The sequence below is a fragment of the Enterococcus sp. 9D6_DIV0238 genome (genome assembly GCF_002174455.2).
Classification (GTDB): domain Bacteria; phylum Bacillota; class Bacilli; order Lactobacillales; family Enterococcaceae; genus Enterococcus_L; species Enterococcus_L dunnyi.
The window spans coordinates 596,004-617,342 of sequence record NZ_CP147246.1 but is presented as its reverse complement, the minus strand read 5'-3'; the positions used below and the strand labels follow the sequence as shown (position 1 = coordinate 617,342).

The following is a 21,339-nucleotide window of genomic DNA, read 5'->3' as shown; positions in this document are numbered from 1 at the left end:
GGCTATTATTTTTTGTATCTATCATGAGTTAAGCAGAAGCTGGCTGGATATATTGTTGTATTCCATACTTAGCTGCTAATGAGTTTGAGAAGGTTTTCTCTTTGTTCATTCGCATATATTCAAAGAAATGGAGCTCATCCTTTGTCGGAGTTTCTTTAGAAATAATTTCTTTCTCGTAAGTCAATGCAATATTTTCGGCAAAATAATAAGAATCACCTTTAGCAATAGAGAGTCGAAGTGTATCACCAAACAGAATCTTATTCTCTTTTGCAAAAGAATCTTTTTTTACATCGATCAGCCAAGTATTGTGAAACTTAGTGGAGACTTTTATTATATTTTCCATCATTAATTACTCCTATTCATCTTTTTGTCCTTGTTATTTTTATTATACCTAAAAGAAGTTAAAAATAAACAAAAGTATTGAAAAAATGTAGGATATGTCAATAATAAAGGGGGTGTAAAACAAGAAGTGTTCGAAGATGATTGTTTACGTAATTATTTTTTGTTATGATGTTTGGAGTGCAAGGTTAAATAGGAAGGTAAGAAATAGAAATTGGTAATCATCGATTTTTAGACACTTTAGTAAAATAGTTCGCTGATTATTAGATATTTGAAACAATGAATAGTTTCCTTAAATTATCCTTGTTGAAGTAAGGAAGCAAGAAAGATCACCTTTGACATAAAATTGACCTCTGCTTTTTCTTAAGTATAAAGAAAAAAGGAATAGCCAAAGAATAATTTATTGAAAGGACTGTGAAGAGATGCAGCAGATCACGTCAGAACAGTTTATAGATTTCCTTGAGAAAAAAGATCAGCGTTTTGCAGTAGTTATCCAGTATGGGTTCTATTATGTAGAACAAGGACGGATTTATCGTTTTGAGTCTAATCACAATGATAAGGCACTCCAAGCATTGCAAGCATTTTATGGTGGAGAGATGGATAGCTCATCCTTAGAAGAAGAAATTAAAAAAATCATTATTAAGCAAATGCAATATGATTGGTTTACTGATGTTTGGAAGGAAGACATTAATGAAAAAGTGATGCGCTCAGGCAACAATTTAGAGGCTTTTTTCTTTTAGAAGAATAGAATGCATATTATTTGAAATAATCTGTCTACGGCAGTAAGATGAATACATCCTAACAACAAACTTTTTTTCATTTACTCTCATGAGTAAAACTCCTTTCTCATCTTCTAATTGAAGGTGAGATTTTTTTAATTTTTTATGACTTCCTTTACAAAAATTATTGTAATTTCAAAGTGTTTTTGCTAAGATACATTCATGTGAATAAAAATGGTTGGGCGCAAGCTTCAAGGATCAGGTTCTTCAAGGGGTGAGAAGAACGATGTTTGAATTTGTGCCCTTTTTTATTATAAAAAAGGGATAGATCATGTCGTTTGATGAGGGCATGGTGTATTCCTTTTTGATTGTAATAAAAAGTGATCCGCTTCATAATAATAAGTACACTAATCGAAATCATAGAATAGGGGTGAAAATATGGTATTAGAAGCATTAGAGCGCATTCAAGATGCAGAAAAAAAAGTTGAAGAAATGCGTCAAACTGCTCAAAAAGAAATCCTGACATATGAGCAGAAAAAAGCGCAGAAATTCAAGCAATTACAAGATGAAAGCCAGGAAAAAGTCAGCAAGATGCTTCGAGATCGAGAGAGGCAGTTGGCAGAGCAGCTTGAGCAAGAAAGAGTATTATTACTAAGTGAAGCAAAAGAGCAAGATCAAGAGTTTAGGAATAAATATGAAAAAAAGAAAGATGCTATCGTTGATCACATAATAGAGAGGGTGAAAAAAGTTTATGGCAGTCAATAAAATGGAAAAAATGACGATCATTGCAGCCGCTGAGTATGAAGAAGCAATTCTTCAAACGATTCAAGGATTGCAAATGACAGAGATCAAAGATTTTTTTCATTCTAATGTAGATAGCAATTATCTTAAAGAACATTTCTCAGAAACGATACTGGAAGTTGACGATGTCCAACAGAAAGAGTATCAGAAAATATTGAACGAAATTCAGGAAGCGCTGATTTTTATTGAACGTTTTGCTGAAAAGACAGGTCAAAAGAGTACGTTTAAAAGACAGATCAAAACCTTAGAATCTTTAGAGCAAGCATTTGATCAACCAACGATCATTGGTTATTTACAAGACATTTCTAAATTGAAAAAGCAGCTTGCTTCTATTGAAGTAAGAAGAAAAGAATTGCGTACTAGGGAAAAGTTGCTTGCTCGCTGGCAGTATTTGGATGTCGTACCAAAAAAGAATTCATTAGACACAACAACGATTTTACTTGGTTCCATCAATTCAGCGAACCAACCGGACTTTTTAAATGATTGTTCGAGATATCCCTCGATCTATGTTGAAGAAATTTATCATAGTCAAAATCATGCGTATTATAGTTTGATCTATTTGAACGAAATGAAAGAAGTAGTAGCTGAGATCGAAAACAAATACAGCTTCAATGAATTCGTTTATCCATATGAAGAGTTGCCAAAAGAAGCGTATCAACATACAAAAGAAGCCTTAAGCGCTCTTGTTGAAGAGGAGCAACTAGTGAAATCTGAACTAGCAGCATATCGTTCTCATTTAGAAGAGCTGTATTTGGCAGAAGAGATGGTCTTTGCTTATATTCATCGAGAAGAAGCGAAGAAGCATTTGATCAATACGAGTTACTTTTTTATTTTACAAGGCTGGATTCCTGTAACTGAGAAAGATGAACTTACGGCAGCTTTAGATGAAGCTTTACCAAAAAATGAAATTTACATCGTATTTGATCAGCCGACAAAAGGTGAGATACAAGAAGATATTCCAGTGAAATTAAAAAACAATCCGGTTGTCGCACCATTTGAAATGCTGACAGAGATGTATAGTTTACCAAAATATGAGGAAATTGATCCAACGCCTATCATGACCCCTTTTTATATGGTCTTTTTTGGAATGATGGTGGCAGATATCGGTTATGGTCTGTTGATGCTGATAGGAGCTTTTCTTGCACAAAAATTCGTTGTATTGCCAAGAGGGATGAAACGTTTTGCTAAATTCTTTCTGATCTTGTCGTTTCCGACAATTATTTGGGGGTTTATCTATGGCTCATTTTTCGGTGCAGGATTGCCGAAAGAGCTTTTTGGAATCAGCTTGCCATTTCCGATTTTGTCCACAACTGAAGATGTCAATACGATCTTGATTCTGTCTGTTGTGTTTGGTTTTATTCAATTGATGACAGGGTTGATGGTCAATGGGATTGAACTGACGAAGCGTAAACGTTATTTAGAAAGTATTAGTGAGAGCTTTGCTTGGCAGGGGCTGCTTGTCGGTTTATTGATCGCAGTAGTAGGTATGCTGCTGCTTAACAATGATGGATTATTTACAGCCGGTGTCGTAGTGGCAATCATCTCGGCTTTATCGATTATCGCGGTTCCTGTGATTCAATCTAAATCAAAAGCAAAAGGGTTGGCAAAAGGCTTATACGGACTCTATGGTTTGACGAGTTATATTGGAGACTTGGTCAGCTATACTCGTTTAATGGCCCTAGGGATTTCCGGTGGAAGTATCGCAGCTGCCTTTAATATGCTGGTTGCTTTTATGCCGCCACTCGCTCGCTTTAGTGTAGGGATCTTACTGATCGTAGCTCTTCACGCATTAAATTTATTTTTAAGCTTATTAGGTGCGTATGTTCATGGTGCACGATTACAGTATGTAGAGTTTTTTGGGAAATTTTATACAGGTGGAGGACGGGCATTCAAACCACTGAAAACAGAAGAGAAATATGTAAATGTTGAGAAAAAACAAAAATAGATGAATTGTGGAGGAATAAAAATATGATAGATTACTTGATCAATAATAATGGTGGGATTCTTTTTGCAGTACTAGGAATGGCAATGGCGACGATTTTAGCAGGGATTGGTTCGGCAAAAGGTGTTGGGTTCACTGGAGAAGCGGCAGCAGCATTGACGACTGAACAGCCGGAAAAATTCGGCCAAGCGTTGATTCTTCAATTGTTACCAGGTACTCAAGGGTTGTATGGCTTCGTTATCGCCTTTTTGATTTTCATTAATTTAGATAATAGTATGTCGATGGTTCAAGGAATGGATTATTTTGTTGCGTCATTGCCGATCGCATTTGCTGGTCTATTTTCAGGAATTGCCCAAGGGCGTGTTGCAGCTGCCGGGATTCAAATTTTAGCGAAAAAACCTGAGCATGCAACGAAAGGGATCATTTATGCTGCCATGGTTGAAACATATGCTATTCTTGGATTTGTCATTTCATTCTTACTTGTCTTAAATGTGAAGTAACAGGAGGAAAAATATGGATGCAATCGAAAAGATCGTCGATCAAATTCTAGAAAAAGGAACAGCAGAAGTTACTGATTTAAAGAAAGTAGAATATAAACGAATTGATGAGGCTTATGCAGAACAAGAAGAAGTACTGCTGTTACAGGAACATAAATTGATTGAAAAGAATAGTGATCAAACTATTAAAGCGTTTAAACAAAAACAAAACCGTCAGCAATTGGAGATCAAACAAGCAACGTTAAATCAAAAACAAGGATATTTAGAGCAGCTTTTTTTAGAAGCGATCAAGCGAATGGATCGTTGGAATGAAGATGAATTCCAAGTATTTACAAAGCAAATCCTTGATCAATTGACACTGACTGGTCAAGCACAACTACAGTTAGGTGAGTACTCTAAAGGAAAGTTGACAGAGCAATGGTTGGAAAATCATAAACCAAATGAATTGGAGTTAGCTTTACTTCCAGAGTTCATACCAGGCGTTGGCGGTTTCCTCATTGCTCAAAATGGGATCGAGTATAATTTCTTATTTCCAAGTTTAGTTCAGGAAATCAAGAGAGCGGAAAGTTTTTCCATTGCAGAAATGCTTTTTAAATAGAGAGTTTATTAGCATCAAGTTTTTATGATAGGAGGGGCAAGATGAAAGAGACCGCGTATAATCAGATCAATCCGCTGATTCGTCTAAAAGAGACTGAACTGTTGAATAGTGCACAGTATGAACAATTATTGAATGCTAAAACAATCGAAGAGCTTCAAGATATTCTAAAAAGTACAATTTATAGTACCTACATGACGGAAGGATTTGTTGATGATTTTGAATATATTTATTCAAAAGAAAAAGGACGTTTATTTGAATGGCTATATGAGCTGGCTCCTGAACCGGAAGTCATCGATATTTATACGTCTCGTATAACATTCCATAATCTGAAAGTATTGACAAAAGCTGAGTTGACTGGAGAGAATCTGGATCACTTATTTATTGCTGATGGACGTTATTCGATTGAAACGATCAAAAGTGCGATACGTACACGTGTGTCGACAGAAATAGCTGACGAACTGATGCAGGCGATTTTAGAAGTGCTGGACTATTTTCAAGAATCCTCTATATTTCAGGCGATCGATATTATTTATGATCGGAGCTTTCTGACGTATCAAAAACGGTTGGCTGAAAAGCTGGGATATAAGGATATTATTGATGAAGTTACGGCTTTTATCGATTTAACGAATATATCCACGATGGCACGAGGAATCATCCAAGGTCAGCATGAAAACTTTCTATTGACTGTTTTATCAAGTTCTGGGAGTATTCCAAAATCTGATTTTTTAGCTTACAGTGAGCAATCTCTAGCTGCTTTTACAGAGTTTGTACTTAATATATCTCTTGGCGGAATTCTTGCACCGATTGTTTCATCAGAAACAAAAGAGCTTGATTTGATTGCTTTTGAGAAGGTGAAAGATGATTATTTGACAGGTTTATATGATAAATCAAAAATCATGGCTTTTGGCCCGCTGCCGCTGTTAGCTTTTTTAAATGCAAAAGAGGTTGAATGGAAAAATTTACGACTGATTTTAGTCAGTAAGCGTAGTAATTTTTCTGCGGATGTGGTGAGAGAAAGGATGCGTGCAGTAGATGGCTTATAAAATCGGAGTGATCGGCGATAGAGATTCTGTAATGCCGTTTAAGCTTTTTGGATTTGACGTTGTGTACGCAAAATCAGCTAAGCAAATAAGGGCAATGATCGAGTCGATGGCTAAAAAAAGTTATGGTGTCATTTTTATTACAGAAGACGCCTCTGAACGAGCAATAGAAACGATTGAGCGTTATAAAAGTGAAGTAACTCCGGCGATTATTTTGATTCCTAGTCATAACGGAACCAAGGGGATCGGATTAAAGGAGATTCAAAATAATGTAGAACGTGCAGTAGGACAGAATATTTTATAGATGAATCGGTTAACGAATAGATAAACGTCTTAAATGCCAAAAAGCGTCATTGAAGTCGTTTGCTAATTTGTTCAAGAGCTAAACGGATTGCTACGCTTTTTAGTTAATCTAGCTGCGCAACCCAGCTCTTTCAACAAATAGACAACCGTCTTAAATGCCAAAAAGCGTCATTGAAGTCGTTTGCTAATTTGTTCAAGAGCTAAATGGATTGCTACGCTTTTTAGAATAGGAGGAATGATTTTGCAAACTGGTACGATTATTAAAGTTTCTGGTCCTTTGGTCATGGCAGAGAATATGTCTGATGCAAGTATTCAGGATATTTGTCAGGTCGGAGAATTAGGTGTTATTGGAGAAATTATTGAGATGCGCGGTGATGTAGCATCGATTCAAGTATATGAAGAAACGACTGGGATCGGGCCAGGAGAGCCCGTAATAACAACTGGAGAAGCGTTATCTGTTGAATTAGCACCTGGGCTGATCTCTGAAATGTTTGATGGGATCCAGCGCCCATTAGACACTTTTGCAGAGGTGACGAAGAGTAATTTTTTAAGTAGAGGAGTTCAAATCCCAGCGCTGGACCGAACAAAGAAATGGACGTTTGAACCAAGTGTGTCTGTTGGCGAAGAAGTTTCAGCGGGTGATGTGATCGGTTCAGTTCAAGAAACAAAAGTCATCGCACATAAAATCATGGTTCCTGTTGGAATCAAGGGAACCGTAAAAGAAGTCAAGCAGGGCGAATTTACAATCGAAGAAACAATTTATATTATTGAAACAGCGACAGGTGAAAAAGAATTTACGATGATGCAAAAATGGCCTGTTCGCCGAAGTCGTCCGATTTCAGAAAAGTTGAATCCTAATGTTCCCTTGCTGACTGGTCAGCGAGTGATCGATACTTTTTTCCCAGTGACAAAAGGTGGGGCAGCAGCAGTTCCTGGTCCTTTTGGAGCAGGAAAAACAGTGGTTCAGCATCAAATCGCCAAGTGGGCTGATGTTGATTTAGTTGTTTATGTTGGTTGCGGTGAACGCGGAAATGAAATGACAGATGTTTTAAATGAGTTTCCTGAATTGATCGATCCAAATACAGGTGAATCAGTGATGGAGCGAACAGTTTTGATCGCAAATACGTCTAATATGCCTGTAGCTGCGCGTGAAGCATCGATCTATACAGGAATCACTATCGCAGAGTATTTCCGTGATATGGGCTATTCTGTGGCGATCATGGCAGATTCAACTTCTCGTTGGGCAGAGGCATTACGTGAAATGAGCGGACGTTTAGAAGAAATGCCCGGAGATGAAGGCTATCCAGCATATCTTGGAAGTCGTTTAGCAGAATATTATGAGCGTGCTGGACAAGTAGTGACTTTAGGCAAAGAACACCGGGAGGGCAGTATTACGGCAATCAGTGCAGTATCACCTTCTGGGGGAGACATTTCTGAGCCAGTAACGCAAAACACCTTACGTGTGGTAAAAGTTTTCTGGGGGCTAGATGCTACTTTAGCGCAAAAGCGTCATTTTCCTTCGATAAACTGGCTTCAAAGCTACTCTTTGTATGCGTCAGAAGTCGGAAAAGAGCTGGATCAGCAGCTGCAGGTCAATTGGTCTGGTATGGTAACAGAAGGAATGCGCATTTTACAAGAAGAGTCACAGCTTGAGGAGATCGTTCGTCTAGTCGGGATCGATTCTTTATCAGATAAAGACCGTTTGACTTTAGAGGTGGCAAAATCGCTTAGAGAGGATTATTTGCAGCAAAATGCCTTTGATGATGTTGATACATTCACATCACGAGAAAAACAATATAAAATGCTTCAGTTGATTTTGACGTTTTATAAAGAAGGTCAAACAGCTCTAGAATTAGGAGCCTACTTGAGTGAAATCATGTCTGGGACTGTTGATTTAAGAGATCAGATTGCTAGAAGTAAATACGTACCAGAAACACAAATTGAACGTTTAGATACACTGGTCGATGAGATCAAACAGACAATAAAGCAAATCATCGCAGATGGAGGGATGACAAATGATTAAGGAATATCGTACGATTAATGAAATTGTCGGTCCCTTGATGATCGTTGAAAAAGTCGAAGGAGTCAAATATGAAGAATTGATCGAAGTTCGGATGCAAAATGGTGAAATTCGACGTGGACAGGTTTTAGAAATCAACGGTGATAAAGCGATGGTTCAAATCTTCGAAGGAACAAGCGGCATCAATCTACGTGATTCTAAAGTCCGTTTTTTAGGTCATCCGCTAGAACTTGGCGTTTCAGAAGATATGGTCGGAAGGATTTTTGACGGTCTAGGTCGTCCCAAAGATAATGGTCCGGAAATTTTACCAGAGAAAATGGTGGACATCAATGGAGAGGTAATCAATCCGGTTGCCAGAGATTATCCAGATGAATTTATCCAGACAGGGATTTCTGCAATCGATCATTTGAATACATTAGTTCGTGGACAAAAGTTACCAGTCTTTTCAGCGTCTGGGTTGCCGCATAAGGAGCTAGCTGCTCAAATCGCTCGTCAAGCAAATGTGCTGAATAGTGAAGAAGAATTTGCGGTCGTTTTTGCGGCAATCGGAATCACATTTGAAGAAGCAGAATTTTTCATGGAAGATTTTAGACAAACAGGAGCGATCGACCGTTCAGTGATGTTTATGAATCTGGCAAATGATCCTGCGATCGAGCGAATCGCAACACCACGAATGGCTCTGACCGCGGCTGAGTATCTAGCTTATGAAAAAGGCATGCATGTTTTAGTGATCATGACAGATATGACCAATTACTGTGAAGCGTTGCGTGAAATCTCAGCTGCTCGTCGTGAAGTACCAGGACGTCGAGGCTATCCAGGCTATTTGTATACAAATTTGGCAACTCTTTATGAGCGGGCAGGAAGAATCAACGGATTAAAAGGTTCAGTAACGCAGATTCCGATTTTGACCATGCCGGAAGAAGATAAAACACATCCTATTCCCGATTTGACTGGTTATATCACTGAAGGGCAAATCATCTTGTCCAGAGATCTATATAAAAGCGGGATTCAGCCGCCGATCGATGTATTGCCATCATTATCACGTTTGAAAGACAAAGGAACAGGTGAAGGTAAGACAAGGGCAGATCATGCGGCGACAATGAATCAACTATTTGCTGCTTATGCGCAAGGAAAACAGGCCAAAGAGTTGGCGGTCGTATTAGGTGAGTCAGCACTATCAGATGTTGATAAAATTTATGCAAAATTTGCTGATCGCTTTGAAGCAGAATATGTCAATCAAGGGTTTTATACAAACCGTTCTATTTCAGAAACATTAGATCTAGGCTGGGAGTTGTTGTCTATGCTGCCTAGAACAGAATTGAAGCGGATCAAAGATGACATGCTGGATGAGTATCTTACTGAAGGAGAGTGATCGATTGTGGCTCGATTGAATGTGAATCCAACGCGAATGGAACTCTCTCGTTTAAAAAAACAATTAGGTACAGCTAGCCGCGGACATAAACTATTGAAAGATAAACAAGATGAATTGATGCGTCGTTTTATTTTGTTGATCAAGAAAAATAATACCTTGAGGTTGGACGTTGAAAAGGAACTAGCAACAGCTTTGTCTAATTTTGTCTTAGCTAATGCAACATTGAATGAAGCTTTTATTGAGGAATTAGTTGCTATACCTGCAAATGAAGTAACTCTGGATGTGATCGAAAAAAATATCATGAGTGTTACTGTACCAACGATGAATTTTCATTACGATGAAGCAGTGGTCGAAGCACCGTTGAACTATGGGTACTTAAATTCAAATGCAGAACTAGATAGTGTGTTTGTTAAGCTTTCATCGATTCTGCCAAAGCTTTTAGAATTAGCTGAGGTCGAAAAAACCTGTCAATTGATGTCAGAAGAAATCGAAAAAACCAGAAGACGAGTAAATGCACTAGAATATATGACGATTCCGCAATTAGAAGAAACGATTTACTATATACAGATGAAACTCGAAGAAAATGAAAGAAGTGAAATCACCCGATTGATCAAAATCAAAAATATGGGTGGAAATTAAAAAAATAAAGAGCCGAACAAAACTGATTTTTAGTTTTGTTCGGCTCTTTATTTTTTGGGATAGTCATTACTTTGGATCATCCACAATTGATCAGTAACACTTGCGATAAAAGAAATACCCTCATTTGTTTGTCCATTAGTAAAAACGGTTAAAATAAAAGGATGTTCTGTTTCTAAAATACCAATATCATGTAAAAATCCTGCATAAGAACCGATCTTATGAGCAACCTTTCCAGAGGTTGTTGGTGTATCCATTCGTTCATGGAAGACTGTATTTTTCATATAAGCATAAATCGCTTGGTATTCAGAATTTGTTGCTTTTTCGTCATACAAAATCTTAAGGATCTTTGCTGCGTCTTCGGAAGTGAATTTCGCATCATCCCATTGGGTTTCTTTTTGCAGAAAATGAGCATAGAGCGCTTTTTTAGCTTTTACATCATCGCCAAAAGTACCATAAAGCATATTTTTAGCAATATTATCAGAATAGATAATATTATATTCCTGTAATGTTCTAACGGAATAAGTGGGCTGGATATTATTGATGATAATCCCTGTTCCATCCTCATAATCTTCTTTTTCATTATAAACCAATTGATCGTCCCATTTTAATTCTCCAGCTTGGACTTTATCTGCGATCATCATTGCCAAAGGAACCTTGATGGTGCTGGCACTGTAAAATTCTTGTGTGCCATTTACAGAGATCTGCTTTCCAGTAGTCAGATCGACATAGGTCATTCCAACATCCCCATTGAAAGAATCACGGGCATTCTTCATTGACTGCTCGATTTTTTTATAAAAGGCAATGAGTGAAGGATCTGCTTTTTCTTCAGGAAGATCTGGTTTTGAAGCGGCTGCTGAAATAGTTTTTAATGGCATATCACTTTTTTCATTTGCCTCAGCTTCTTTTGCGTAATCTATTGTATGAGGAGAAAAAAAGAAGGATACGATCAAGAAGAAGCAAATTGAAAAAATCATCCCATATAGAGTCATTTTCTTTTTTTCCAAATACCCTTCGTTCCCTTCTAGTACATTCATTTATTATGGATCAAAAAATACGACACAACCATTTAATCATTTTTCCTCTTGTTTTGCAAGGCTCCGCGGACAAAGATTAAAATCAAAAGAAAATAGCTTTCTTTAAGTTCTGTTTAAGGTAACAAGATTAAAGTAATCTTTGTTCACAAGGAAACTTAGGAGGAATCATATGAATTTTATCAAACGAGCATTATTAAGTATGAGAGCAAAGAAGGGGCGGACATTCCTATTATGTGCTGTATTTTCAGCAATATTGATTTTTGTCTTAGCCGGTTTAACGATTCAAAGTGCTGCGTTGACAGCAACAGAAAATGCAAAGAAAAGTGTTGGAGCGACTGTGACACTTTCAGCAAACCGTGAAGCAGCAATGAAAAAAAATCAGGATAGCGCGTCTGGTGAAAGACCCGATCCTGGAAGCTTCAGTTTGACACCCGTTTCTTTAGAAGATGCGCAAAAAATTGCAGAATTGGCAAATGTCAAAACATATTCATTTCTATCATCATCTTCTGCTGGAGCAGGAGAAGGGATCACACCAATTTCTAGTGAAGATAGCGACACAGCCACATCTGAATCTAGCGATAGTGAACAAGCTGGTGGAGAAAATCCTGACGGTCAGATGCAGTCAGGAGGACAAATGGGCGGCGGTCCAATGGCTAATATGAAGCAAAGTGATTTTCAAGTCAGCGGTGTGATGGATTTGACGATGGCTAGTGATTTTTCTAGTGGTACAGCGGAAATAACCAGTGGTGAAGCGATCAGTGAATCAGATAAGGATACAAATAATGTAGTGATCGAAGAAACATTGGCGCAGGCAAATGATTTAGCTGTCGGTGACACATTCAAAATAACTGATCCAGAAGATGATGAAAAAACATACGAATTGACGATAAAAGGTATTTATAAAACATCTGAGAATGGTGATAGTATGGGCATGATGTTCAACTTCTTAAATCCTGCAAATACCTTATACACTTCTTATACATTAGCAAATACGTTAAAAGGAGAAGATTCAGCAGGTACGATCGATTCTGCTTCGTATACATTGGAAGATCCGAAAGAAATGGATAGTTTTGTAGCTGCAGCTGAGAAATTGATCGATACTGAAAGTTTCAGTTTGCAAACAAATGACCAAGCGTATCAACAAATGCTTCAACCATTGAACAATGTTGCTAGTTTTGCCAAAAATATCGTGATCTTGGTCGCTGTTGCAGGTGTAATTATTTTAACGTTGATCGTGATGATGACAATCAGGGAAAGACGATATGAGATTGGCGTATTACTATCTTTAGGCGAATCTCGCTTTAAAGTAGTACTGCAATTTTTCAGTGAGATCATTGTTTGTATGATCGTTGCGTTGATTATTGCTACTTTTAGTGGGAATATCGTAGGAAATGTCGTTGGTGAGCAGTTGATCGATCAACAAACGCAGTCAGCACAACAATCGACAACTGATCAAGCCGGACCGAATGGGATGCCAGGCGGCGATCAGCAAGGCGGCAGACCTAACGGTGGAGGTATGGGTAGAGGGATGAGCGGCATTGGTGCAAGTTCAGCAGAAGCTGCTCAAGCCATTGAAAATCTGAATATTTCGGTTCAGCCAAAAGAAATCGCGATTTTAGCGGGTCTGGGTGTACTGATCAGTTTCTTTTCAATTGTATTATCATCGATCGGGATTTTAAGATTACAACCTAAAAAAATCTTAACAACATAGAAAAGAGGAATTGCGATGTTACAGACACAAGAGGTAGGTTACTGGTATAAAAACGAAGAAGAATACCTATATAAACATGTAAACTTAGAATTTCAACGAGGAAAAATGTACGCTATTTTAGGAGCAAGCGGTTCAGGAAAAACAACCTTTCTTTCATTGATTGCTGGATTAGATCAGCCTAAAACAGGAACGGTTCTCTATAACGGAGAATCGCTGGCAAAGATCGGTCTGAGGAATTATCGTAAAAATGATGTGTCGATTATTTTCCAAGCGTATAATCTGCTCCCTTATATGTCAGCGTTGGATAATGTGTTGACCGCAATGTCGATCTCAAGTTCAAAGCAGGAAGATAAAAAAGCTTATGCGCTAGAAAATCTAGCAAGTGTAGGTATCGACGAAGGATTAGCTAAAAAAAATGTCGCCCAATTATCAGGTGGTCAACAACAAAGAGTAGCGATCGTCAGAGCGTTGTGTTGTGATCATGAATTGATCGTGGCAGATGAACCCACAGGAAATTTGGATGAAAAAACTTCTAAAGACATTGTTCAGCTTTTTCAAAAAGTAGCTCATGATCAACAAAAATGCATCATCATTGTGACACACGAGCAAGAGGTAGCTAAAGCTTGTGATAAAGTATATGAATTAAAAAATCAAGAGTTTATGATGGTGGAATAAATACAAAGATGAGTGCGAGACAAAACTAAAAATCGGTTTTGCTTCGCACTCTAAAACGTAAGAAACGATCGCCAAAACAGTGATTTTACAAAATCGAGCAATACGCTTTTAGTATTGCTCGATTTCATATTGCTCAAGTCTAATCGATTTTTGTCTCAATCGTATCTTTTATTTGTGTTGATCTGCCTAATTTTTTTTTTAAAGAGTTTGCTTCTGCGATTAAAGATGCTCCGATCGTTGTATCTTTGACTTTCAAACGCTTGATTTGCCGATCAACGATTTGTCTGTTGGAAAGAATATCTTGATTTTGTTTAATGGCTGCTTGTTTATCTGAAAATGGTTTATGAGCAGCTAACTGCATGCCAAATGAGTTATACAAAAGGGTGTAACCTGCAATTCCTGTAACACTTTGATAGGCTTTTGAAAAGCCGCCATCGATGACCAGCATTTTACCCTGTGCTTTGATCGGCGACTCTCCTTTGATCGTTTTAACGGGTGTATGTCCGTTGATGATATGAGCATTCTCAAGGTTTAAACGAAACGCATGCAGTATTTTTTGACAAATCTCGGGATCATTTCTTAATATGTAATACGCATTTTTTTCTTCCAGATGAGTGCTTTTATCTTCTATAAAATAGCGTTCAAAGGTTTTCATCGCCTTTTTACCGAAGAGAGAAGAACATTCACCACACCATAAATACCAGATTAGATCAGTTGCAAAATCTTCAGTTTGCCAAGGTTGATCGAACGCTCGTCTGATGTTGCTTTCAAAAAAATCGAGTAATTGTTTTCCAGCATAGGCCCGACCATCAAAGGTGATCGATTGAAAAGTTCCATTTGGATGTAAGGGAATACAGCCGTGGATCAATAAATTATTGTTGTATGGTAAGTAAAGTGCCCCTTTGTCAATGAGAAAAGCCATATGCTGATTGAGTCTTTCAGCATGTTGAAATTGGTGCAGTAAATCAGTGATCACAGCTTCTTCTTCTGAGGTCAATCGATAAGGATCGGACCAGTCGACAGTTTGAAAACATTCATTCACCAACGGGTAGGTAACATGATCTAGCATTATTTGTCCATTATGGATTTTATCCAGCAACAAACGAGGAGTCATCATAAATTCAGGCCTTCTTTGAATCAGTTGTCCTTCCAACTTTTCTTGAATGACTGCCATTGCCTGTTGGATTTTCATAGCGTCTGTGATTTCTGTGATCGAAAGTTTGCGGTAGGGATTGCTTTTAGGTTTGAACTTAAAATTCTCTTGGTATTTTTTTCGGCTAAATGTTCTTAAAGCAGATAAATCGATGCCATAATTGTCTTCTAACAAATCAAGATTGCCATATCGTGCAGAAATTCGTAAGACATTTGCGAGACATGCTTTTGATCCGCTCACAGCACCAAGCCAAATAATATCGTGATTTCCCCACTGGATATCAAGAGAATGATAGTCGATCAAAGCATCCATGATTTTATCGGGATACGGTCCGCGATCGTAGATGTCGCCGATCACATGAAGGTGATCGATGACAAAACGCTGGATCAAATAAGCTAAATCAGTTACAAAACGTTCAGCAGTTCCGAGATCGATGATTTTTTGAATAATTTGACGGTAATAAGCTTTTTTATCCGTTGTTTCATCATATTGATAAATCAATTCTTCTAAAATATAAGCATATGTTTTCGGTAAAGCTTTACGAACTTTAGAACGAGTATATTTACTCGATGAAAAACGAACGATACTCAGCAAGCGTTCGATCGCATCGAACCACCAGTCAGAGTTTAGGGAATGAACTTGTTTTAAAGTATTTATTTTTTCTTCAGGGTAATAAATTAAAAAGCATAGCTCATCCATCTGTTCATTCGTTAATTCTTGCTTGAATAAGGCGTGAACTTTTTCTCGAATACTTCCAGAGCCGTTTCTTAAGATATGATTGAACGCTTCATATTCTCCATGTAGATCACTGATAAAATGCTCTGTTCCTTTTGGCAGGTTCAAAATTGCTTCTAGATTAATGATTTCAGCAATCAATTCTTCATTACGACAATCTTTCATCTGCAGGTCCCCTTGATTATTTATTTTGTGTTAAATCTTCAATGATCGTTGTTGTTTCTTCGATCGATTTTTTATTTACATCGATCACAAGCGCGTTATATTTTGCGAAAACTTCGGCTGCATAATCTAATTCTTCCTGAATTCGATCTGCATTCGTATAAGCCGAATCTTCTTTCAGACCAAGTGAATGGAGGCGAGATTTACGAATATCCATCAAACTATCGATCGTCGTTGTTAAACCAATGATTTTTTTAGGATCGATCTGGTCCAGTTCTGCTGGTAATGCAACTTCTGGAATCAATGGTAAATTAGCCACTTTGTGGTTTCGATTTGCCATATACATGCTTAGTGGTGTCTTGGAGGTGCGGGATACGCCTAAAAGGACATAATCGGCTTCAAGGAAGCCTTTCGGATCTTTTCCGTCATCGTATCGGACAGCGAATTCAATAGCGGAAACACGGCTGAAATATTGTTCGTTCAATTTATGCAGAGCACCAGGTTCTTGTAGAGGCTGGACACCAAATGTTCCTTCCACGATCTCACTTAAAGGACTCATATAATCCACAAATTGTAAGCCGGTACGATCCGAAAATTCTTTCACTAGCTGAACTAATTTTTTATTCACTAAAGTTGTAACGACGACAGCTTTATCATGAAGGGCGTCTTTTAAGATCGGTTGTAATAATTCTTCATCTGTAATAAAAGGGAACCGTTGGATATCACTCATATCGATATCTGGATATTGCGCAGAAACGGCTGAGATGATTTTTTGAGCCGTTTCACCTACGGAATCGGAAACTAAGTAAATATTGATTTTGTTTTTTTGCATGAATAAACTCTCCTTTGCTGCAATGGTTAACAGCTGATTTTATTGTGATATATCATTGAAAAAATAGAACCCAAAAACTAATAATTTTCTTTTTCGATTTCATTACCAGCATTGATGAAATACGCCATGATTCTGCTTTTTGTTACTTTACCGATAACTTTCTTAGGATTATCGATTTCCACGACAGGTAAGGTATCGATACTATGCTGAAGTAATAGACCGCCTGCTTCTAAAATCGTGCGATCTTTTGTTATCGTAATGATATTCGGCATTCTGCTCATGATCATTGCAACAGGCGTTTTTTCTGTATTTGGGTTACTGATTGCAGCACGCAGTAGATCTTTTCGAGAAAGCACACCGATCAGTTCATCGCTATCATCTTTTACATATAATGAGCCGACATCATACATAAATAGATTAGTAACAGCATCATAAACAGTGGTTCCTTGGTGGATGAGTATTGGCGGTAAAAGGATATCCTCCACAGTTTTTTTATATAATTTTTCATAAAGTAACGGTTCAATGGTTTGTCCAGTGTAAAAATATCCAACTTTAGGTCTGGCATCCAGTAGCCCCGTCATCGTCAAAATCGCTAAGTCACTTCTTAGAGTCGCTCGGCTTAGGCCAAGTGTACTTGCGATACTGTCACCACTGATCGGTTCGTTTTCTTTGACGATCTTGATAATCTCTAATTGCCTAGAGGTGAGTTTCATTTTATCGACCTACTTTCTAAATGTGACACACTAATGATTATATATTTCTTATAAAAATAATGCAACAATAAAAAAAAGATACACTATTATCTATTGACATCTAATGTGATACACAATATAATCGATTTATCTTGAATGTGACATACTATTTAAATTAAAGGAGAGTTTGCTTGTGAACTATGTACTTGATTTTTCTGATGGCAGTAAGGAACAAACTGATTTACTGGGAGGAAAAGGGGCCAACCTAGCAGAAATGACTAAATTGAGGCTGCCGGTACCAACAGGATTTACGATTACTACAGAGGCCTGTTTAGACTATCTACAGAAAAAAGATTATGTTTCAGAAAACTTGGATGTAGAGATAAGACAACATATACAACGAATGGAGACTCGGAAAAATAAGCTATTTGGTTCAGTGAAAAACCCGCTGCTTGTTTCTGTTAGAAGCGGGTCTAAATTTTCAATGCCGGGAATGATGGATACTATTTTAAATCTGGGGCTAAATGATGAGACCGTATTTGGGTTGATCGAAAAAACTGGTGATGCACGTTTTGCTTATGATTGTTATAGAAGGCTGCTGCAAATGTTTGGAGATGTTGTTTGCGGTATTGATAAAAATCGTTTTGAAGATCAACTAGATTTTTATAAATCAAAAAAGAATTATCGATCTGATACTGAACTGACGGCAGAAGACTGGCAGGAATTAGTTCGTGTTTTTAAGGATATCTTTCTAGAAGTGACGCATAAACCATTTCCTCAGGATCCTTATGAGCAGCTAAAATTAGCTGTTGAAGCAGTTTTTCGTTCTTGGAATAATCGTCGAGCCATCACTTATCGCAGACTACATGGCATTTCTGATTCATTAGGAACGGCCGTCAATATTCAAGAGATGGTCTTTGGGAATTTTGGTTCACAAAGCGGTACAGGAGTTGCATTTACACGTAATCCTGCAACAGGAGAAAAAGGGATATTCGGAGAGTTCCTACTGAATGCGCAGGGAGAAGACGTGGTAGCTGGTATCAGAACACCACAGCCGATCAGTGAGTTAGAAACGCTCATGCCGGAAGTCTATCAAGAATTTCTCCGCTTAAGTGAACTTTTAGAACGTCATTATAAAGATATGCAGGATATTGAATTTACGATTGAAAATCGTCAGCTATACTTACTGCAAACAAGAAATGGAAAACGTACAGCAAAATCGGCCTTCAAAGTTTGTATTCAGCTGGTTGAAGAAGGGATCATTTCAAAAGAAGAAGCAATTCAACGAATCAGTCCATCGATGATCACGCAGTTGCTTCATCCGGTTTTTGAACCGGAACAGTTAAAGCGGGCAGAAGTATTTGCAAAAGGATTGCCAGCTAGTCCTGGAGCTGCAAGCGGTAAAATTTATTTTACGGCGGAGCAAGCGAAAAAAGCGAGCGATGCAGGAGAAAAAGTTATTTTAGTTCGTCAGGAAACGTCGCCCGAAGATATTGAAGGAATGGTCGTTAGTGAAGCGATCGTCACTTCAAGAGGAGGAATGACTTCTCATGCGGCGGTTGTTGCCAGAGGAATGGGTGTTTGTTGTGTCGCAGGATGTGAAGAAGTGCAAGTTGATGAGTTTTTGGAACAAGCAACAGCTGGAACTGTTACCTTGAGACAAGGAGATACGATCTCGGTAGATGGCACAACAGGAACCATTTATCGTGGGAGTATCCCTTATGTTGAAGGGGACGAATGGCAATTATTGGAAACGATCACAAATTGGGGCAAAGAAATAGCTAAAATCGGTGTGAAAGCAAATGCAGAAACACCATCAGATATTAAAACAGCGCTAAAATTAGGTGCACAAGGAATAGGCTTAGCCAGAACAGAGCATATGTTTTTTGGCGAACAACGGATTTTTGAAATGCGAAAAATGATTTTAGCTCAAGATGAGGAGTCATTAATGGCTCCATTAAATAAATTAAAAGAATTTCAAAAAGAAGATTTTCGCACGATGTTTGAACTTCTACAGGATAAGCCATGTACGATCCGCTTGCTCGATCCGCCATTACATGAGTTTTTACCGCAAATCGAAGAAGAGATAAAGCATCTAGCGAATGAAACACAACGGACTGTGGCTCAAATCAAGCATCGTATTGCTGAATTGCATGAACAAAATCCGATGCTAGGTCATCGTGGTTGTCGTTTAGCGGTCACAACACCTCAAATCTATGAAATGCAGGTTGCTGCTATTATTGAAAGCGCAATGGCAGTCTCACAGGAATCAGGAGTAGCGATCGTGCCGGAAATCATGATCCCGTTGATTGGAAGCAAAGAAGAACTAGTTTGGCTAAGGGAACGTTTAGTCCAAACGATCGAGCAAATCTTTGAAACCGAACAGCAACAAATTCCATACAAGATCGGAACAATGCTCGAAATCCCTAGAGCTTGTTTGACAGCAGATAAAATCGCTGAAGCTTCTGATTTTTTCAGCTTTGGTACGAATGATCTCACACAATTGACGTATGGGTTTTCTCGTGATGACTCAGTAAAATTCATTGGTGTATACGAAGAAAGAAAATTGCTGAAATCTGATCCATTCCAACACATCGATGAAGAAGGAGTTGGCGCTTTGATGACCATTGCGGTAGATAAAATCAGAAGTTTTGATTCCGATATTAAAATAGGTGTTTGCGGGGAAGTTGGTGGTGATCCTCAGTCGATTCGTTTCTTGCAAAAACTGGGTGTCGATTATATCTCTTGTTCGCCATATAGGATACCTGCTGCGATCTTGACGATTGCACAAGAAATTCTTTAAGCATAAAAGGGAATAGCTGAAAAGTTTTGTCTTTTTTCGTTGTTTATCTGAAATTTGAGTATGTAGAACAAAATGACTGTGTCGTTTTGTTCTACATACTCTTTAATTTTTTTGGAAAGTGGTATAATTTGAGAGAAGTGTTTGGAAAGAAGTGAGTTAGTTGAGTAAGCGATCAAAAAAAATAGTTTATGCTTGCCTATTATGTGTAGTGCTGGTCATTTTAGGTTATTGGTATTTTAAAGGGAGTCTTTTTTTTAGTGAACCTTTCGCCAATACAGAAAAAGCCGGCAAAACAAATCAGTCAACAAAGATAGCACGACAAAAGGAAATCGATCAGCTGATCGTGGATGCTCATTTTAAGGGAGCGGCATTGGTGATCGATCGAGGACAAGTGTTTTATGAAAAAGGCTACGGGTATGCTGATGTTGAAACCAAACAAGAAAATAAGGTCACCACAACATTTCCGATTGCCTCTTTGCAGAAAATCATTACGGGTGCTCTAATTTTGCAATTAGTCAATGACAAGCAGCTTTCATTAGATACGACCTTGGATCAATTTTATCCAACAATAGAAACGGCGAAGCAAATTACGATCAAGGATTTACTGAACCATACCTCCGGGCTTATGCTGCCCGAAGAAGAGCCTGATCATTTACTCAGTGATCAAAATACTCAAATCGATTATGCATTAAAAGAGCTGGAAGTCGATCAAGGCCAAGAATATCTATACTCAAACGGAAATTATACTATTTTAGCAGGAATCATTTCGATGATTTTGAAGCAGTCGTATGAAGAGGTGGTTCAAGAACGAGTAGTCGACAAATTAGGACTGAAACAAACGTATTTTTGGGATACTTTACCTATGAAAATCACTGTACCTAAACCATACATTTATGCTGGAAAAGACTATCAGCCGGATGTTTTTCCATCAAGCGAAAAATTATTTTCTAGTTTACTTGGTGCAGGTAATATGTATATGTCAACAACAGATTTTTGGCAATTTATTCAAGGATTGACCAATGGAAAACTATTCAAGTCATCTAAATATGATGAGCTTGCAGAGGTAAAAACAGGCGGTTATCAATCTGGGATGATCTATTTTGATTCATTAAAATATTCGATAGGGAGTCTAGGAGGATATAATACAGTGATTTATGGCGATCAAGAAAATCAACAAGTAGTGATTCTCTTTGCAAACCAGATAGGTGAGGAAGGAATCGGAGCTTTAGCGGAGCAAGTATATCAGAAAGTATTAGCTACGTAGGACAGGGT

The 21,339-nt window shown here is 38.0% G+C and carries 19 protein-coding genes and 1 other annotated feature; of the genes, 14 read left to right on the top strand and 5 right to left on the bottom strand.

Annotated features, from left to right (window positions below):
* Positions 1-28: 28 nt before the first annotated feature.
* On the bottom strand, positions 29-343 hold the full coding sequence (locus A5889_RS02875; protein ID WP_242585262.1) for a hypothetical protein: 315 nt from the start codon (positions 341-343) through the stop codon (positions 29-31).
* 418 nt (positions 344-761) lie between these two features.
* On the opposite strand from A5889_RS02875, the gene A5889_RS02870 reads away from it, so the two are divergent.
* From A5889_RS02870 to A5889_RS02825, 10 genes are all read left to right on the top strand, one after another.
* The gene (locus tag A5889_RS02870) at positions 762-1,079 is read left to right on the top strand and encodes a hypothetical protein (protein WP_087640354.1); all 318 of its coding nucleotides are present in this window, start codon (positions 762-764) and stop codon (positions 1,077-1,079) included.
* Between the two features lie 215 nt (positions 1,080-1,294).
* Positions 1,295-1,342, top strand: a sequence feature (sodium ion sensor (DUF1646 type); this cis-regulatory element may regulate processes involved in with the transportation of sodium ions).
* A gap of 154 nt (positions 1,343-1,496) precedes the next feature.
* Positions 1,497-1,823, top strand: coding sequence for a hypothetical protein (locus A5889_RS02865; RefSeq protein ID WP_087640353.1), 327 nt, complete (start codon positions 1,497-1,499; stop codon positions 1,821-1,823).
* Positions 1,810-3,804, top strand: coding sequence for a V-type ATP synthase subunit I (locus A5889_RS02860; protein WP_087640352.1), 1,995 nt, complete (start codon positions 1,810-1,812; stop codon positions 3,802-3,804). Before A5889_RS02865 ends, A5889_RS02860 begins: the two co-directional genes overlap by 14 nt.
* Before the next feature lie 23 nt (positions 3,805-3,827).
* Positions 3,828-4,301 carry a V-type ATP synthase subunit K gene (locus A5889_RS02855; protein ID WP_087640351.1) on the top strand — a complete coding sequence of 158 codons (474 nt, stop codon included), beginning with the start codon at positions 3,828-3,830 and terminating at the stop codon, positions 4,299-4,301.
* 13 nt (positions 4,302-4,314) lie between these two features.
* Entirely contained in the window at positions 4,315-4,896 is a 582-nt protein-coding gene (locus tag A5889_RS02850) for a hypothetical protein (RefSeq protein WP_087640350.1), read from the top strand.
* Positions 4,897-4,937: 41 nt separating this feature from the next.
* Positions 4,938-5,939: a V-type ATPase subunit gene (locus A5889_RS02845; protein ID WP_087640349.1), complete on the top strand. Its 1,002-nt coding sequence runs from the start codon at positions 4,938-4,940 to the stop codon at positions 5,937-5,939.
* Complete coding sequence (locus A5889_RS02840; protein ID WP_087640348.1) at positions 5,929-6,240, top strand: V-type ATP synthase subunit F; 312 nt, start codon at positions 5,929-5,931, stop codon at positions 6,238-6,240. Before A5889_RS02845 ends, A5889_RS02840 begins: the two co-directional genes overlap by 11 nt.
* Before the next feature lie 240 nt (positions 6,241-6,480).
* Positions 6,481-8,262: a V-type ATP synthase subunit A gene (locus A5889_RS02835; protein ID WP_176372783.1), complete on the top strand. Its 1,782-nt coding sequence runs from the start codon at positions 6,481-6,483 to the stop codon at positions 8,260-8,262.
* Positions 8,255-9,631 (top strand): V-type ATP synthase subunit B, encoded by a 1,377-nt coding sequence (locus A5889_RS02830; RefSeq protein ID WP_087640346.1) that lies wholly within the window; start codon positions 8,255-8,257, stop codon positions 9,629-9,631. The genes A5889_RS02835 and A5889_RS02830 overlap by 8 nt, the downstream gene beginning before the upstream one ends.
* 6 nt (positions 9,632-9,637) lie before the next feature.
* Positions 9,638-10,270, top strand: coding sequence for a V-type ATP synthase subunit D (locus A5889_RS02825; RefSeq protein ID WP_087640345.1), 633 nt, complete (start codon positions 9,638-9,640; stop codon positions 10,268-10,270).
* A gap of 47 nt (positions 10,271-10,317) precedes the next feature.
* Here A5889_RS02825 and A5889_RS02820 read toward each other — a convergent pair whose 3' ends face one another.
* Positions 10,318-11,259, bottom strand: coding sequence for a serine hydrolase (locus A5889_RS02820; protein WP_087640446.1), 942 nt, complete (start codon positions 11,257-11,259; stop codon positions 10,318-10,320).
* Between the two features lie 214 nt (positions 11,260-11,473).
* On the opposite strand from A5889_RS02820, the gene A5889_RS02815 reads away from it, so the two are divergent.
* On the top strand, positions 11,474-13,015 hold the full coding sequence (locus tag A5889_RS02815) for an ABC transporter permease (RefSeq protein ID WP_087640344.1): 1,542 nt from the start codon (positions 11,474-11,476) through the stop codon (positions 13,013-13,015).
* 15 nt (positions 13,016-13,030) lie between these two features.
* Positions 13,031-13,690, top strand: coding sequence for an ABC transporter ATP-binding protein (locus A5889_RS02810; protein WP_087640343.1), 660 nt, complete (start codon positions 13,031-13,033; stop codon positions 13,688-13,690).
* A 139-nt stretch (positions 13,691-13,829) separates the two neighbouring features.
* On the opposite strand, the gene A5889_RS02805 is transcribed toward A5889_RS02810, so the two are convergent.
* From A5889_RS02805 to A5889_RS02795, 3 genes are all read right to left on the bottom strand, one after another.
* A complete protein-coding gene (locus A5889_RS02805) occupies positions 13,830-15,743 on the bottom strand; it encodes a fructose-1,6-bisphosphatase (RefSeq protein WP_087640342.1) in 1,914 nt (637 codons plus the stop codon).
* A gap of 16 nt (positions 15,744-15,759) precedes the next feature.
* Complete coding sequence (locus A5889_RS02800; RefSeq protein ID WP_087640341.1) at positions 15,760-16,572, bottom strand: pyruvate, water dikinase regulatory protein; 813 nt, start codon at positions 16,570-16,572, stop codon at positions 15,760-15,762.
* 77 nt (positions 16,573-16,649) lie between these two features.
* The gene (locus A5889_RS02795) at positions 16,650-17,285 is read right to left on the bottom strand and encodes a helix-turn-helix transcriptional regulator (protein WP_087640340.1); all 636 of its coding nucleotides are present in this window, start codon (positions 17,283-17,285) and stop codon (positions 16,650-16,652) included.
* A 172-nt stretch (positions 17,286-17,457) separates the two neighbouring features.
* Here A5889_RS02795 and ppdK point away from each other — a divergent pair, with 172 nt between their 5' ends.
* Both ppdK and A5889_RS02785 read left to right on the top strand, forming a co-directional pair.
* Positions 17,458-20,067, top strand: coding sequence for a pyruvate, phosphate dikinase (gene ppdK / locus A5889_RS02790; RefSeq protein ID WP_087640339.1), 2,610 nt, complete (start codon positions 17,458-17,460; stop codon positions 20,065-20,067).
* Between the two features lie 160 nt (positions 20,068-20,227).
* Positions 20,228-21,331 carry a serine hydrolase domain-containing protein gene (locus A5889_RS02785; protein ID WP_087640338.1) on the top strand — a complete coding sequence of 368 codons (1,104 nt, stop codon included), beginning with the start codon at positions 20,228-20,230 and terminating at the stop codon, positions 21,329-21,331.
* Positions 21,332-21,339: the final 8 nt, after the last annotated feature.

Coding starts and splice junctions, on each gene's coding strand:
- A5889_RS02800 (WP_087640341.1), bottom strand. CDS start 16,572: ATGCAAAAAAACAAAATCAATATTTACTTAGTTTCCGATTCCGTAGGT.
- A5889_RS02805 (WP_087640342.1), bottom strand. CDS start 15,743: ATGAAAGATTGTCGTAATGAAGAATTGATTGCTGAAATCATTAATCTA.
- A5889_RS02795 (WP_087640340.1), bottom strand. CDS start 17,285: ATGAAACTCACCTCTAGGCAATTAGAGATTATCAAGATCGTCAAAGAA.
- A5889_RS02815 (WP_087640344.1), top strand. CDS start 11,474: ATGAATTTTATCAAACGAGCATTATTAAGTATGAGAGCAAAGAAGGGG.
- A5889_RS02870 (WP_087640354.1), top strand. CDS start 762: ATGCAGCAGATCACGTCAGAACAGTTTATAGATTTCCTTGAGAAAAAA.
- A5889_RS02845 (WP_087640349.1), top strand. CDS start 4,938: ATGAAAGAGACCGCGTATAATCAGATCAATCCGCTGATTCGTCTAAAA.
- A5889_RS02810 (WP_087640343.1), top strand. CDS start 13,031: ATGTTACAGACACAAGAGGTAGGTTACTGGTATAAAAACGAAGAAGAA.
- A5889_RS02820 (WP_087640446.1), bottom strand. CDS start 11,259: ATGACTCTATATGGGATGATTTTTTCAATTTGCTTCTTCTTGATCGTA.
- A5889_RS02830 (WP_087640346.1), top strand. CDS start 8,255: ATGATTAAGGAATATCGTACGATTAATGAAATTGTCGGTCCCTTGATG.
- A5889_RS02860 (WP_087640352.1), top strand. CDS start 1,810: ATGGCAGTCAATAAAATGGAAAAAATGACGATCATTGCAGCCGCTGAG.
- A5889_RS02875 (WP_242585262.1), bottom strand. CDS start 343: ATGGAAAATATAATAAAAGTCTCCACTAAGTTTCACAATACTTGGCTG.
- A5889_RS02850 (WP_087640350.1), top strand. CDS start 4,315: ATGGATGCAATCGAAAAGATCGTCGATCAAATTCTAGAAAAAGGAACA.
- A5889_RS02855 (WP_087640351.1), top strand. CDS start 3,828: ATGATAGATTACTTGATCAATAATAATGGTGGGATTCTTTTTGCAGTA.
- A5889_RS02865 (WP_087640353.1), top strand. CDS start 1,497: ATGGTATTAGAAGCATTAGAGCGCATTCAAGATGCAGAAAAAAAAGTT.
- A5889_RS02840 (WP_087640348.1), top strand. CDS start 5,929: ATGGCTTATAAAATCGGAGTGATCGGCGATAGAGATTCTGTAATGCCG.